The organism is Lacrimispora sp. YZC11, assembly GCF_057543815.1.
The window spans coordinates 104,850-119,337 of sequence record NZ_BAAJYQ010000006.1; the positions used below are offsets into that span (position 1 = coordinate 104,850).

Sequence of the window (14,488 nt, forward strand, 5' to 3'; positions counted from 1 at the left end):
TAGTTAATTTCAACCACCGAGATACAAAATGTTCGCCTCTGATTTATTTTCTCCTTTTATTATCCCCAAACAAAGGCCGTAAAATTAATTATTAAAAAAACGCCTGAAGCCTTACAAAGTAAGATTTCAAGCGTTATCATTGAAAGGAATTTCCTGGTCAGGAAGACTTAAAAAACCTTATCTGGCGCCGCGCACATAAGGCTTCCCAAGACTTTCAGGCCCGTGATTTTTATGAGCGGAACCCAACAGTGCCGCTAACGTGATCAGATAAGGAAGCATGGACAATGCCTGGGAGGGAAGGGGAACTCCCACAGCCTGCAAACGGATCTGCAGCGCATTGGCTGAGCCGAACAAAAAAGCAGCTCCCAGCATACCGAAAGGAAGGTAACGCCCCAGAATGACAGCCGCCAGAGCAATATACCCTCGCCCGGAGGTCATATTTTCCGAAAAATTCCCCACCTGCACCAGAACCAGATAAGCACCGCCAATCCCGCCCAGGACTCCGTTTAACACCATGGAAATATACTGGTACCGGTAAACCGGTATCCCCGCCGAATCCGCGGCGCGGGGGCTTTCACCGATGGCGGCAAAGGAAAGCCCTGTGTTTGTTCTTTTATAAAAAAATGATACTCCCATGACTAGAAAATATATCAGATAGGTTAGAATATCCTGATGAAAAAGTGCATTTCCAATGAGCGGAATATCAGCAAGCACCGGTATCCGGACTTTTAAAAGAGGTTCGATCTGCTGATAAGACTGTCCGCCGGACATCAGCTTATACAGGAAGCTGGTAACACCCAGTACAAAAATATTTATGGCAATTCCGCTGACCGACTGGTCCTTAGAAAGCCTGATGGACAGGACTCCGTGAAGCATGCTGACAGCCGCTCCTCCCGCCATGCCGCAAAGAAGCCCTATTAGAATGCTTCCCGAGAAAAATGTGCCTGCAAAGGAGAAAAAAGCGCCGGAAAGCATGACGCCCTCCATTCCGATATTCAGTATTCCGCATTTTTCCGATATTGTTTCCCCAAGCCCTGCATAGGCAAGAGGCACGGCCATCCGCACTGCTGCCGACAAAAAGGCAGTCAGAAAACTGGCGGTTAGTATCTGATGTATCATCTAGTTCCCCTCCTTTGCTCTCATTTTGCCCGTAAGAAGCTCTCTGCCCAGGATAAGCAGTACAATAAATCCGATCAGAAAGTCTACAATCGCAGAGGGAATCCCCATCTGCCTTTGCATGGAGTTTGCGCCTACTTCCAATGCCGCAAATAAAACAGAAACAAAAAGCACGCCACCCGGGTGATTGAAAGCCAAAAGAGTTATAAGGATTGCCGTATAGCCACAGCCTCCTGAAATTCCCTCAAGCAGCTTTTTCTGGACTCCCAGTACCTCCACAGCCCCCGCAATTCCCGCCAGGCCTCCGCTTAACACCGCTGACAGGATTATATTCTTCACCACGGAAATGCCGCTGCATGCTGCTGCCCGTTTATTAAAGCCCACAGCTTTGAATTCATAGCCTGAGGTCGTCTTTTCCATGAGAAACCATACAAAGAGCACGGCTCCAAGGGCTATAAAGATGCCAGTATGAACTCTGGTCGGCTTAAGAAAACGTAAAAGTGTAACAGATGCATCTATTTTTTCAGATTGAGGAATGCTTCCTGCCGGATCCATGAGAAAGGTGCGGACTGCGATTCCCAAGAGATTCACGGAAATATAGTTAAGCATAATGGTGCATATGATTTCTGATATTCCAAGCTTTGCCTTTAGTAAGGCTGCTATAAGAGCCCATAATCCTCCAAAGATAAATCCGCAGCCAATGGCAAGAATGATCCGGAAAACCCCGGTCACACCGGTGGCATTTAAAGCTACCCAGGCAGATGCAAGAGCTCCTATGTAGAATTGTCCTTCCGCACCGATATTAAAAAATCCGGTCCGAAAGGCCACCGAACAGCCAAGTCCGGTGAGAATCAAAGGAGTCGCTTTTACAAACACTTCCCCGAAACCGCTCACATTGCCGAAGATTCCGTTAAAAAACATCCGGCTTGCCGTGAAAGGATCGGCTCCTGATAAAATGACAAGAATGGCCGCCACAGCTATGGAAATGAACACGATCTTCGCCATTTCCACAGCCTTCCATTTTTTCATGTGATTCATGGCGTTCCTCCTTTATCCGTCACTCCGCCCATGTAAAGCCCGATTTTAAATACATCCGCTTCTTTCCTGTCAAGGATCCCCATAATCCGGCCTTCAAACATCACTGCGATCCGGTCGCTTAAGGAAAGGATCTCATCTAAATCTGCAGAAATGAGCAAAACGCTTTTCCCCTGGTTCTTCTGCTTAATAAGTGTCTGATGTACAAATTCCGTCGCTCCGATGTCCAGCCCTCTGGTAGGCTGGCTGGCCACAATGAGCCTGGCCTCCTGGGATATCTCACGGGACAAGATTACCTTTTGCTGGTTTCCGCCGCTCATAAGCTTTACCGGCGTTCTTGTCCCGCTTTTTCCTGATGTGCGGATTCCATACTCTGCAACGGCTTCTAAAGCCCGGTTCTCTGCCTTTTTATAATCCAGAATCCATCTTTTAGAGAAAGGAGCCCGGTTGTAAGTGCGCAGGATCATGTTTTCCGTTACAGTCATATCCACAACCAGACTGTCCTTGTGCCGGTCATCGGATATATAGGAAATGCCCTTATGAAAACGATCTCTCACAGACCGGCTGTCAATGGCCTCCCCATCAAAGGCGATGCTTCCCCCCGTATGCTTACAGATTCCCGTGATCACCTCGGCAAGCTCCTTCTGCCCGTTACCTTCCACTCCGGCGATTCCAAGGATCTCTCCTTTATATACCGTAAGGCAGATATTATCCAAAGCCTTTTTGCTTCCACGCTTTTTTGATAAAGAAATGCCTTCAAGGCTTAATGCTGCTTCCTTTGACGTTTTTTTCCTTTCCTCCGTTTTAGCAGAAAGCGGTCTGCCGATCATGAAGGCAGATAATTCCTCGGGCGTGGTATCTGACGTGACTAAATTATTCACTGACTTTCCATCTCTCAAAATGGTAACTCTGTCGCTGATTGCCATGATCTCACTCAAGCGATGGGTAATGATGATAATTCCGTGCCCCTCATCCTTTAACCGCCTTAATACATGAAAGAAATTTTCTGTTTCCTGAGGAGTCAAAACTCCTGTGGGTTCATCTAATATAAGTAAGTCGGCCTTCCGGTATAAAGCCTTTAAAATCTCCACCCTCTGCTGTTCTCCTACGGATAAGCTGCCAACCTGTTCGTCAGGCTTTACATAAAGGCCGTATTTTTCTACCAGCAAACAGATTTCTTCTGAGGCTCTTTTTCTGTCAAGAACCTCTCTCTTACCGCCGGATCCAAGAATAATGTTATCAAGCACTGTCATTCGGTTTACAAGAGAAAAATGCTGATGGACCATGCCGATCCCCTGGCTTATGGCATCGGCCGGAGACTTAAACTGAACTGCCTCTCCTTTATAGAGAATCTCCCCACCGTCTGACTGGTAAATGCCGAATAATATGTTCATCAGCGTGGTCTTCCCGGCTCCATTTTCCCCCAGAAGGGCATGGATCTCCCCTTTTTCCACAGACAGGCTTACATCCTCATTGGCATACACGCCGGAAAATGCCTTTGTAATATGTTTCATCTCCAATAATGGCATATGAATGCTCCCTATCTGACCTTTGTATCACATGGCACAGTAAATTCTCCGGCTGCAATGGCAGATACCTTTTTCTCAATTTCAGCCTTCACCTCATCCGGAACTTTGTCTTCCAGCTCGTGGTATGAGGCAATGCTCACCGCACCTTCTTTCATGCCAAGTTCATAGATTGCTCCTGCAAAGCTTCCATCTGACACCGTCTGAAATGCAGTTTCAATCACCTTGGGGATGTGGTATACGGAAGAAGAAAGCACTGTTTCCGGAGCCAGTCCATTCTGGTCATAGGAATCGCCGGTTGCATAGACGTTTGCTTCCTTTGCCGCATTAATGGCTCCTGTACCGGATTCATTGGCGCAATGACCTATGACATCGGCTCCGTTGTCAATCATGGCCTGGGCAGCTTCTTTTCCCAGAGCCGTATCCGTAAAGGAACCGGTCCAGGCGGTCTGGACTTCAATGTCTGGGTTCACAGACTTCGCTCCATCCTCAAAACCATTCATGATCTTAACAAGAGACGAGCCCTGAATGGGTCCTACAAAACCAATTTTATTGCTTTTTGTCATTCCTGCTGCAAGCATTCCCATGATGTAACCGCCCTCTTCGCATTTAGTGACATAGGATGCCACATTGTCGGCGGATACTTCACCCTCTGTTACAATGAATTTTGTATCCGGATACTGTTCTGCCACTTCTACGGCAGGATCACCGAACTCATAGCCGTGACCGATTACCACGTCATAGCCATTGGCGGCATAATCGGCAAATGCGGCCTCAATGTCATCAGGAGTCAGATTTTCCGTATAAGCGGTCTCACAGCCATAATCGGATTCCAGAAGCTTTAATCCTTCATAAGCAGACTGGCACCAGCCCATGTCATTTGCCGCGCCGGAAAGACAAAGCGCTACCTTGAAAGTTTTAGAGGTCTCGGAGGCTTTAGAAGTCTCTGTAGTCTCAGAGGTTTCAGAGGTTTTAGAGGTCTCCGCTTTTGTCTCTGCCTTTTTACCGCAGCCAGCTAAGGATGCGGCCGCCATGGATGCAGCAAGAACCAGGGCTGCCAGCTTTTTCATGTTTTTCATAATAATTCTCCTCTCGTGTTGTCAATTGGGTCGTTGTGTTATGGTTTCAATATCCGGATCTGGGTATGGGTGATATAATTGGAGCTTTGGTTTTCCACAAACTGATCCAGAATATTAAAGTTAATGGTAAGATCTTCAAAATCCAGATCCGGTCTTGCTTTCCGGATGCGCCTGATGGTAGCGGGAACCGTCTCATAAGAACCAAGGTGATAGCCGCACAGAAAATCACCGGCGGGGATTTTACGGATCTGGTTCTCTCTCAAATTCTCCGGCAAAGGCTCCCCAGAGGGATATAAATAGGCTCCGAAATATTTCCTCTCCCCCTGGTAAAAGGCAATGGTAGGATAAAAATAGAAGGAGTTCTGCCGGTAGATCAATTCTTCCTCTCCAATTGCAATATAGGCCCTGTCTTCAAAATGGCGGATGGTGACTTCATCCGTAAGGATATTTTTCATCTCCTCTTCAATAAACCGAAGCTTTCTCTGAATGGCTTCATCAATGGAAATCAGCTCCATCCACTGCCTGTGAAGCTCCTCAGAGCGCTGCTTTAAAGATTCCAGGGCGGAACCGGCATGCTGTGTGCTCCGCTGTTTTGTAATTTCCTCCAGGGAATATCCAAGCTTTCGCATGTAACATATGGTTGCCAGCTCATAAATCTGGTCAAATTCATATTTTCTCCTGCCGTTTTTCATGTCCCGCATCCTGGGTTTAAATATGTCTACGCTGTCATAATAATACAGGGTCTGTATATTCAGCCCGAAAAGGGAGCTCATCTCTCCAATAGATAAAAAGTCCTTCAAACCGTTTTCCTCAACTTTCTATGATCAGGCGGCCTATAAAAACGGACGAAATGCCTCGCTTGGTTTCCGTATCACCCTTGTGCAAACCGCCTCCCCCTCAGAAGCCAGCCTTTTCTCGTCCACTCCGGTGATCAAGCCATCCTTATAAACCACTTTTCCATTAATCATAGTGAGCCATACGTTTCCTGTCAAGCCAACCCTTGCAAGGATATTTTTCGGGTCATGGATTGCTCCCGCAAGCTCCAGGACTTCTGCATCTATCATAAACAGATCGGCTGCCTTTTCCGGTTCCAGAGAGCCAAGGTCCGGCCTTCCAAGGGTCTTTGCCCCGTTAATGGTGGCGATTTTTAACATATCATAGGCAGACACACATCCGCCTCTTTCCTTTGTATGATATGCCTGCATCATATAAGCCGAGCGAAGGGCGTCAAGCGGATTGGAGCTGTCATTGGTCGCGGACCCGTCGCAGCCAAGGCTTATAAGTACGCCCGCTTCCTGCATAGCCTTGATATCAAGAATCGGGAAACCTCCCAGTACAGCCGGCGTAGGACAATGGGAAATCCCGGTTCCTGTTTCAGCCAGCAGCCTGTATTCTTCCGGCAGCACTTCCCAGTTATGGGCATACCAGACGTCTTTTCCTATAAAGCCGATATCCCTGCACCATTCCAGGGTGCGCTTTCCGTAGCGGGCCTTGATCCCTTCCGTCTCCCCTTCTCCTAAATGGGTGTGCATCCGCACGCCCATGCTTCTGGCTGCGGCCACGGTTTCAATAAATGTATCCGGCCTGCAGTTAATCGGCTGGCAGGGCGCCATAACGATCTGCTGCATGGAATAAGGATTGGGGTCATGGTAGAGACGGATAAGTCTTTCGCAATCTTTTAAAAATTCTTCAGTGGTCTCAAGCATATTATCTGGAATAGAGCTGCCCTCACTCCGGGGAAGAGTGTTGCTGCCCCTCCCTGCATGATAGCGGATTCCTAAAAGATTTGCCGCCTCCATCTGCCGGTCCACCGGATCCTTGCCGGTTTTCTTCGTATAGCAGTACTGGTGGTCAAAGGCGCAGGTGCAGCCGTGCTTGATTAAGTCGGCAAAAGCCGTAAGAGTGGAATAATAAATGACATCATTGTCAACGATCTGGAAGATCCGGTAGATCCGGTCTATCCAGTCCATGACCGTCAGGTTCGGATAATCGATGGTGATCAGATTCCTTACAAAGGTTTGAAAGAAGTGATGATGGGTGTTAATCAGTCCCGGGTATACAAACTTTCCTGTCCCGTCAATGACCTGTACGCCTTCTTCCTCAATCCCAGGGCCTATTGCTGTAATCTTAGGCCCTTCAATCAGGATATCGGAGTCTTTATACACATGGTCATTTTCATCGCAGGTTATAATAGCTTTGGCATTCTTTATCAAAAATTTTGAAGCCATGTTATCCCTCCATTTTCATTGCGGCACCATGCCGCCGTTTTAAATCGAGGTAATTATATATCCTATAGTAACTATAGGTTCAAGCTTGAAACGACAATTTATTAATTAAAAAAATTTATAATCATTTTGCATTTTTCTTATAAGCATACATATGGTTCTTATTTTCCGTCAAAAGCCCCGGCCGATTCTTTTAAATCCAGTTCTCCAAACAGGCTGTCAACCTCTGCCCTGTAATCTGCAAGGTGCTGGGACTTGCGGATCTTTTTGCCATGTTTTTCGGCTCCGTCAAACATCTGGATCATATAAGCCCACAATTCCTTCATCTTAAACAGGACATTGCGGTCCCCTGACATGATCTCTTCATATCCTTTGAGGACTTCGTCATGAAAAGATTTTAACTGCCTCTTATCCATCTTCTCCCCGTTCTTCATTTCCCCTGCCAGGCCAGGATTTGCCACCATTCCCCTTCCAAGCATGACACTGTTTATGGAAGGAAAGTCAGCAGTGAATTCCTTATAATCTTCTGCTGAAAACAGATTTCCGTTGTAACATAAGGGATTTCTGCTTAAAGAGACCGCCTTCTTCATTACTTCCCAATTAGGCTCATTCCTGTAAAAGTCCTTCTGGATCCGGGGATGGATGATCAGCTGCTCTATGGGATATTTATTATATATTTCCATAAGCCTCCCGAATTCTTCAGGGCTGTCCTTTCCGATCCTGGTCTTTACGGAAATCTTCATGTCCAATGAGGAAAAAATCTGATCAAGGAATATATCAAGCAGCTCCGGTTCTCCAAGAAAGCCTGATCCCCTGCCCTTGGAAACCACCGTGGGAGAAGGGCAGCCAAGATTTAAATTCACCTCTTCATATCCAAACTGGTTTAATTCCTTTGCCGCCCATATAAAATTTTCCCCTTTATTAGTGAGAATCTGAGGAATAACATGCAATCCCACGTTATGCTCCGGCAGAAAATCATTTTTTTCCCTGGAGGTAAACTTTCGGTTCTGGGTGGGCACAATAAAAGGAGTAAAATACACATCTACCTGCTTAAAAAACTTGCGGTGAGCATTCCGGTAAACATAGCCGGTGATCCCTTCCATGGGGGCAAAATAATACTTCATATTTCAGTCTCCTTTTTCTGTTCTTTCTATATCGGTACATTTTACCACAACAAGCGACAAATTCATAGAAGGCCATTTACAGAATCTGCCAAAGAGTGTTATAATATAAGACAAAACGCTATTATTCTGGAGGATCGATCATGACACAATTAAAGAACTTAATACCTGCAGCCGCCAAGGCCCTTTTACTTGCCGTTCTTATCTCCACCACCTCCTCTTCCGTCACATGGGCAGAAGAAGAAACCGGGCCGGCCTTTGCACCTCCGGTAACCAAATCAATAACACCAGAGATCGGACCGGGCATGCGCGGCAGCTCTAACTTTATCGTAGTCCTGGACCCGGGACACGGCAAGACCGGCGGACATTATTCCGGCTGTCACTTTGATTATAACGGAATTACCTACTATGAAGATGAGATCACCATGAAGATCGCCACCTATACAAAACAGTATCTGGAGCAGTTTTCCAACTATACGGTTTATTTAACAAAAGACAGTGCGGAAATCACCGTCCCCCTGGATCAGCGGGCCGCTTTTGCCGCCTCCGTGCATGCGGACCTTTTTGTAAGCCAGCACGTAGACTCGGCATTGGGAAATGGTACGGTGAAAAATGCTTATGGAGCCAGCTCCATGGCACCCAGGACCGGCCGCTATAATAATGATATTGCCATCCAGTCCCAGGAAGCCGCCAATACCATTTTAAAGCAGTTAAACTCACTGGGGCTTAACAACCGGGGACTGATCCTCCGGGATTCAGAGAACGGAACCTTATTTCCCGACGGAAGCCAGGCCGATTACTATGCAATTCCCCGTTATTCCCAGATGTATGGAATCCGAGGTTTTATCATTGAGCACGGCTTTTTAAACCACACCAGCGACTTGACCCTGTTTCTGTCAACAGAGGAGCAGTATAAGGCACTGGGGGAGGCGGATGCAAAGGGAATCATGGAATATCTGCAAAAAGCTGGAAAATCAGCATTTGTCCAAACAGCCCAGACCACTCAGACAGCCCAGAATACCAATAACCAGAATGAAGGAACTGTTGCCCCACCCTCTGTCTCTGAAAGCAAAGGCCCTGGTATGAGCTAAACGCTGTCACTCAATACCCTGACAACAAAAGAGTAAAAATAAAGTCTATCCAAAAAACGCCAATGGCAATAATAACTCCCCTGCCCCTCATTCATGAGGGGCAGGGGTTTTTTGGGGCTGCTATCTTGTTCCTGCAAAAATTCCATGCCTAAAAAAAATATAAAATTGCTGATATTACCGATAATAATCCCGCAAAATCCGAATATCATCATTATTAGAGAACCAATGACCCCGGCATATCAAGCAAAGAACGCCGTTAATAAAACGTTAAAAAACATAAAAAATCGAGATTTTTTCATGATTATTCGCCAAATCGTACATTTTCATCGTAAATTATTTTATTTTTTTGTTGAATATATATATCATCTGGTACTATAATGGAATCATCAAAGTATAAAACAGGAGGTATGAGTAATGGATGCAATTTATTTTGTATCAATGGGGTCTTTGTTGGGGATTATCTTTGCCTGGGTTATGTTCCTTCGTGTCAAAAAACAACCAGAGGGCACCTCGGAAATGGTCCGGATCTCTGAGGCTGTAAGAAAAGGGGCGAATGCCTACTTGAAACGCCAGTATTCAGGGGTCGCAATTTTTTTTATTGTTGTTTTTTGTATTTTACTTATTATGGCATTTAACGGTTTCCTAAGCTTTTTTACCCCGTTTGCATTTTTAACGGGTGGTTTTTTCTCAGGTCTATCCGGGTTCATAGGCATGCGTACAGCAACCATGGCTAACTGCAGGACTGCAGAAGGAGCTTCAAAAAGTTTGAATAAAGGACTCCAGGTAGCATTCTCAGCCGGTTCGGTTATGGGCTTTACGGTGGTTGGGCTTGGTCTTTTGGATCTTTCTATTTGGTATTTCATTTTAAACGCAGCCTTTCAACATCTTCCGGCAGACCAACGAATTGCTGAAATCACAGCGAATATGCTGACCTTTGGAATGGGCGCTTCCAGTATGGCCCTCTTCGCCAGGGTTGGCGGCGGTATCTTTACCAAAGCTGCCGATGTGGGGGCTGATCTTGTTGGTAAGGTAGAAGCCGGTATTCCCGAAGATGACCCACGTAATCCCGCCGTTATCGCTGATAATGTAGGGGATAATGTAGGGGACGTAGCCGGAATGGGCGCTGATCTCTATGAATCCTATGTAGGCTCCATTGTATCAACGGCAGCTCTTGCGGTCGCTGCAGGATACGGAATCAAGGGCGTGTCCATACCGATGCTCCTGGCAGCACTGGGTGTTATCGCCTCCATCATTGGAACCTTTTTTGTCAAGACAAAGGAAGGCGCCTCTCAGAAGAATCTTCTCAAGGCACTTAGAACCGGTACATATATCAGTGCGGCAATCATTATTATCGCAGCATTTTTTATAATAAAGCTGATGCTTCCAGATCATATGGGACTTTATGCTGCCGTTCTTTCGGGATTGATTGCAGGAGTTTTAATCGGAGCTATTACAGAATATTACACATCAGATACCTATAGCCCCACCAAAAAATTAGCCCAATCCAGTGAAACCGGAGCCGCAACAGTAATCATCAGCGGTTTATCCCTTGGCATGCTTTCTACTGTCGCACCGGTAGTAATTGTAAGCCTTTCTGTCCTTGTAAGTTACTATTGTTCCGGTGGTTCCAATGATTTTAATCTCGGACTTTACGGCATCGGTTTATCTGCAGTAGGAATGTTATCCACTTTAGGCATTACACTGGCTACGGATGCTTACGGACCAATCGCTGACAATGCCGGAGGCATTGCTGAGATGACACATATGGATGCTTCCGTAAGACAGAGAACAGACGCACTGGACTCTCTCGGCAATACCACTGCTGCTACAGGAAAAGGATTTGCTATCGGTTCCGCTGCCTTGACCGCCCTTGCACTGATTGCTTCCTATGTTGATAAAGTACATCAGATCCAACCGGATTTAAATCTGGATTTAACCATAACCAATCCAAAAGTACTGGTCGGTTTGTTAATTGGCGGTGTATTACCATTCTTATTTGCTGCTTTAACCATGGATGCCGTAGGCAAAGCCGCACAATCAATCGTACTGGAAGTCCGCCGTCAATTTAAGACCATAACCGGAATTATGGAAGGTACAGTGGAACCGGATTATGCTTCCTGCGTTGATATGTGTACGAAATCGGCGCAAAAACTGATGATCGCACCGGCCTTGATCGCCGTTGTCATTCCTATTGTTATTGGCTTGTTATTAGGACCGGAAGGTGTTTCAGCTCTTCTTGCGGGTAACACCGTTACCGGTTTTGTACTTGCTGTCATGATGGCTAACTCCGGAGGCGCATGGGATAATGCAAAGAAGTATATTGAACAGGGTGCACATGGCGGAAAGGGAAGCAGCCAGCATAAAGCTGCTGTAGTAGGCGATACCGTAGGAGATCCGTTTAAGGATACTTCCGGTCCATCGATCAACATTCTGATAAAACTTACTTCCATGGTATCCATTGTATTTGCATCACTTGTTCTGACCTTCCATTTATTATAATAAAAGATACATACTTCGGCTGATTCGCAAAAAAACCTTCAAGCCCGGCAGATCATCTGCCGACAGCTTGAAGGTTTTATTTGCTGGCCAAATGGCCGCAATCTTACTCTTCAACAAACATGTCCTTACCAACTCCGCAAACTGGGCATACCCAATCTTCGGGTAAATCTTCAAATGCAGTACCTGGCTCAATGCCAGAATCTGGATCACCGATTTCAGGATCGTACACATATCCGCATGGCTCACAAACATACTTTACCATCCCTATCACCTCCTTTAACTTCACTGTGCTTTCTTTATAGCATATTATACCATTTTTATCAATAGATTTGTTTCACATGTCCCATTTTTATTTATAGAAAATCTTCTCTCATGGGCGTAAAGATATCTACCAGTATTCCCTTTTCAAGGCAAACACAGCCATGGGTGATTCCATCCTGCTTTAAAAGGGTGTCTCCTGCCTCTACCACCTTCTTTTCATCACCTATGGTAAACTCAAACTTTCCGCTGGCAACATAGGTGATCTGGGTATGGGGGTGGTTGTGGAGGCTTCCTATTGCCCCCTTTTCAAACTGATTTTCCACGCACATCATACCATCACAGTATGCCAGAACCTTTCTGACAACGCCTTCTGAAGCATGAACTCCTTCTATATCCTTATTAAATACCCACATCTGATTTTTCTCCGGCTTTTTCATCTTGTCTTCTCCTTGCTCCTTCCTTTCTATAAGCCTAACTCCAATTCTTCCACACCTCCGGCCGGTATCCAACCGTAGCCAGCTTTCCGTTTCTGACAATAGGAGTTTTCAGTACCTTCTGGTTCTCTAAGACCTTTTCATCTTTATCCTCGCCGGCAATGTATTTAATAAGCGCCAGGGCATCCTGATCCTTACAATTTTCATCAAGCATAGCATCAAGTCCTCCTACTGCCTGCCTGACTCCATTGTACTCGCCTTTGCTCAGACCCTTTTCTTTCATATCAATAAACTGATATTTGATCCCACGTTCCTTAAAATAGCGCTCTGCTTTTTTGGTATCAAAACATTTTCCGGTTCCAAAAATTTGTATGTTCACGGGCCTTGTCCACCTTTCTGGTACGTTTCTTTTTGACAGGGCAATTATAACACAGGGAACCGTTGGTTTCAATAACCAAGGGTTCCCCATTTTCATCGTCTTATTTTACATACTGTTGTAATGTCTTTCTCACTGCACCGGGACCTTCTAACATTTCATAAAGCATGGCTTCAATCTTTCCGGAAAGACCTGCTTTAACCAAATCAGTTCCAAAAAGAAGAGGATTGGACAGGATCTCTTCAAGTCCTTCATTTCCATCAGGCTTTTCTCCCAGCCTGATTCCTTTTAACTGTTCTTTTAATTCTAAAAGCATAGGATCACTGCTGATTTCCATAGGGTTTCCCTCATCATCCACACCCAGGAGATAACGAAGCCAGCCGGCAATTGCCAGCGGAATCGCAGTCAGAGTCTGGACATCTAAATGGTCATCTGCCAGATAAGCCTTTATGGTTTCTCCAAAGCGGATGGGGATCTTCTGGCTGGTATCGGTTGCAATTCTCTGTGGAGCATCCGGGATAAACGGATTAGGCAGACGGTATTCAATGACTTCCCTGATAAAATCTTCAGGGCTTAAGATTCCCGGATCCGTAACCACCGGAAGACCTTCCTTATAACCGATACGCTCCACAAGGGACGTTAAGTCCTCATCCCTCATCTCTGCGGCAATGCTGTTGTATCCCAGCAGGCAACCGAACACCGCCAAAGCCGTGTGCAGGGGATTTAAGCAAGTGGTAACCTTCATCCGTTCTGTCTTGTTTACCGTATCCCTGTCCGTCAAGTATACCCCAGCCTTTTCAAGTGCCGGGCGTCCGTTTGGAAACCGGTCTTCCACCACTAAATACTGAGGGATCTCTGCATTGACAAAGGGGGCAATGTAAGTGTTTTTGCTGGTGATGATGGGTGCCATATCTTCGATCCCATCTTCTTCCAGTAATTTTTGCACCACCTCAGCAGGCCGTGGAGTGATCTTATCGATCATGGACCAAGGGAAGGAAACCTTATTTTCATCCTGAACCCAGGTAAGGAAACTCTCCGGAGCATAACCCTTTTCTGTCCACGCTCCTGCAATGGAAACAATGCTGTCCCTTAGCTTTTCTCCGTTATGGCTGCAATTATCCATGCTGACCAATGCTAAGGAAAAGCCTCCTGCAAGATACCGTTTAAGAAGAAGAGCTGTCACCACACTCATGGCATGGCTGGCTTTTTCCGGGCCTTCTTCCATGTCTTTTTCCACGACAGGAAAAAGCTCTCCACGGAAATTAGAAAGGGCATATCCCTTTTCGGTTATAGTAAAGCTCGCCATCTGAAGAGATGGATTCTCAAAAGCCTGTACCAGATATCCGAAATCCTTCTCATTGCCTACATCAGCCTTTACGCCCCTGGCAACGCTTGCTACTACCTCCCTGTCCATGGTTCCGTCCGGTTTTAAGCTGACCATCATGGTCATATTGTCAAAGGGGGTGTATATTTTATCAATGATATCATAATCAAAGGTGTCTGTCGCAATGATGCCGCTTTCCTCAAGACCATCGTTTAGCAGGCGCTGCTGCAGTACTGCAATGAATCCACGGAAAATATTCCCTGCCCCGAAATGGATCCATTTCGGCGACTTATCCGTGGTCGACCTCATTTTATCCCAGTCAAATTCCGGCAGCTTTACAGAAGCCTTTTCCCAGGCTTCCCGGTTTGTTAAACAGGACCGATTCAGTTTCATAAATCCAT

The 14,488-nt window shown here is 46.0% G+C and carries 13 protein-coding genes; 2 read left to right on the forward strand and 11 right to left on the reverse strand.

Translation table 11 applies throughout. The features are described 5' to 3' along the window. Positions 1–177 precede the first annotated feature (177 nt). The 7 genes from AC27IJ_RS06750 to AC27IJ_RS06780 form a co-directional block, all read right to left on the reverse strand. The gene (locus tag AC27IJ_RS06750; RefSeq protein WP_313257461.1) at positions 178–1,119 is read right to left on the reverse strand and encodes an ABC transporter permease; all 942 of its coding nucleotides are present in this window, start codon (positions 1,117–1,119) and stop codon (positions 178–180) included. Further along, positions 1,120–2,154 carry an ABC transporter permease gene (locus tag AC27IJ_RS06755; protein WP_312443251.1) on the reverse strand — a complete coding sequence of 345 codons (1,035 nt, stop codon included), beginning with the start codon at positions 2,152–2,154 and terminating at the stop codon, positions 1,120–1,122. Continuing rightward, complete coding sequence (locus AC27IJ_RS06760; protein WP_312501154.1) at positions 2,151–3,680, reverse strand: ABC transporter ATP-binding protein; 1,530 nt, start codon at positions 3,678–3,680, stop codon at positions 2,151–2,153. Before AC27IJ_RS06760 ends, AC27IJ_RS06755 begins: the two co-directional genes overlap by 4 nt. Positions 3,681–3,691: 11 nt before the next feature. Then, positions 3,692–4,756: a BMP family protein gene (locus tag AC27IJ_RS06765; protein WP_312443249.1), complete on the reverse strand. Its 1,065-nt coding sequence runs from the start codon at positions 4,754–4,756 to the stop codon at positions 3,692–3,694. Between the two features lie 38 nt (positions 4,757–4,794). Continuing rightward, positions 4,795–5,556 carry a MerR family transcriptional regulator gene (locus tag AC27IJ_RS06770; RefSeq protein WP_312443248.1) on the reverse strand — a complete coding sequence of 254 codons (762 nt, stop codon included), beginning with the start codon at positions 5,554–5,556 and terminating at the stop codon, positions 4,795–4,797. 33 nt (positions 5,557–5,589) lie between these two features. Continuing rightward, positions 5,590–6,984: an amidohydrolase gene (locus AC27IJ_RS06775; RefSeq protein ID WP_312501155.1), complete on the reverse strand. Its 1,395-nt coding sequence runs from the start codon at positions 6,982–6,984 to the stop codon at positions 5,590–5,592. 158 nt (positions 6,985–7,142) lie between these two features. Beyond that, positions 7,143–8,105 carry a tRNA dihydrouridine synthase gene (locus AC27IJ_RS06780; RefSeq protein WP_312501156.1) on the reverse strand — a complete coding sequence of 321 codons (963 nt, stop codon included), beginning with the start codon at positions 8,103–8,105 and terminating at the stop codon, positions 7,143–7,145. Positions 8,106–8,245: 140 nt separating this feature from the next. On the opposite strand from AC27IJ_RS06780, the gene AC27IJ_RS06785 reads away from it, so the two are divergent. Continuing rightward, the gene (locus tag AC27IJ_RS06785; RefSeq protein WP_312443245.1) at positions 8,246–9,193 is read left to right on the forward strand and encodes an N-acetylmuramoyl-L-alanine amidase family protein; all 948 of its coding nucleotides are present in this window, start codon (positions 8,246–8,248) and stop codon (positions 9,191–9,193) included. Positions 9,194–9,607: 414 nt separating this feature from the next. Continuing rightward, positions 9,608–11,692, forward strand: a complete 2,085-nt coding sequence (locus AC27IJ_RS06790; protein ID WP_312443244.1) for a sodium-translocating pyrophosphatase — start codon at positions 9,608–9,610, stop codon at positions 11,690–11,692. A 103-nt stretch (positions 11,693–11,795) separates the two neighbouring features. On the opposite strand, the gene rd is transcribed toward AC27IJ_RS06790, so the two are convergent. The 4 genes from rd to AC27IJ_RS06810 form a co-directional block, all read right to left on the reverse strand. Beyond that, positions 11,796–11,954 carry a rubredoxin gene (rd, locus tag AC27IJ_RS06795; RefSeq protein WP_312443243.1) on the reverse strand — a complete coding sequence of 53 codons (159 nt, stop codon included), beginning with the start codon at positions 11,952–11,954 and terminating at the stop codon, positions 11,796–11,798. A gap of 91 nt (positions 11,955–12,045) precedes the next feature. Continuing rightward, positions 12,046–12,390, reverse strand: coding sequence for a cupin domain-containing protein (locus tag AC27IJ_RS06800; RefSeq protein WP_312443242.1), 345 nt, complete (start codon positions 12,388–12,390; stop codon positions 12,046–12,048). A 34-nt stretch (positions 12,391–12,424) separates the two neighbouring features. Continuing rightward, positions 12,425–12,766: an arsenate reductase family protein gene (locus tag AC27IJ_RS06805; protein ID WP_312443241.1), complete on the reverse strand. Its 342-nt coding sequence runs from the start codon at positions 12,764–12,766 to the stop codon at positions 12,425–12,427. A gap of 100 nt (positions 12,767–12,866) precedes the next feature. After that, on the reverse strand, positions 12,867–14,480 hold the full coding sequence (locus AC27IJ_RS06810) for a mannitol dehydrogenase family protein (RefSeq protein ID WP_312443240.1): 1,614 nt from the start codon (positions 14,478–14,480) through the stop codon (positions 12,867–12,869). Between the last annotated feature and the right edge of the window lie 8 nt (positions 14,481–14,488).

Excerpts from the sequence above, each read along its gene's own strand:
- AC27IJ_RS06760 (WP_312501154.1), bottom strand. The coding sequence starts at position 3,680 with ATGCCATTATTGGAGATGAAACATATTACAAAGGCATTTTCCGGCGTG.
- AC27IJ_RS06790 (WP_312443244.1), top strand. The coding sequence starts at position 9,608 with ATGGATGCAATTTATTTTGTATCAATGGGGTCTTTGTTGGGGATTATC.
- AC27IJ_RS06765 (WP_312443249.1), bottom strand. The coding sequence starts at position 4,756 with ATGAAAAACATGAAAAAGCTGGCAGCCCTGGTTCTTGCTGCATCCATG.
- AC27IJ_RS06750 (WP_313257461.1), bottom strand. The coding sequence starts at position 1,119 with ATGATACATCAGATACTAACCGCCAGTTTTCTGACTGCCTTTTTGTCG.
- AC27IJ_RS06780 (WP_312501156.1), bottom strand. The coding sequence starts at position 8,105 with ATGAAGTATTATTTTGCCCCCATGGAAGGGATCACCGGCTATGTTTAC.
- AC27IJ_RS06775 (WP_312501155.1), bottom strand. The coding sequence starts at position 6,984 with ATGGCTTCAAAATTTTTGATAAAGAATGCCAAAGCTATTATAACCTGC.
- rd (WP_312443243.1), bottom strand. The coding sequence starts at position 11,954 with ATGGTAAAGTATGTTTGTGAGCCATGCGGATATGTGTACGATCCTGAA.
- AC27IJ_RS06785 (WP_312443245.1), top strand. The coding sequence starts at position 8,246 with ATGACACAATTAAAGAACTTAATACCTGCAGCCGCCAAGGCCCTTTTA.
- AC27IJ_RS06755 (WP_312443251.1), bottom strand. The coding sequence starts at position 2,154 with ATGAATCACATGAAAAAATGGAAGGCTGTGGAAATGGCGAAGATCGTG.
- AC27IJ_RS06810 (WP_312443240.1), bottom strand. The coding sequence starts at position 14,480 with ATGAAACTGAATCGGTCCTGTTTAACAAACCGGGAAGCCTGGGAAAAG.
- AC27IJ_RS06800 (WP_312443242.1), bottom strand. The coding sequence starts at position 12,390 with ATGAAAAAGCCGGAGAAAAATCAGATGTGGGTATTTAATAAGGATATA.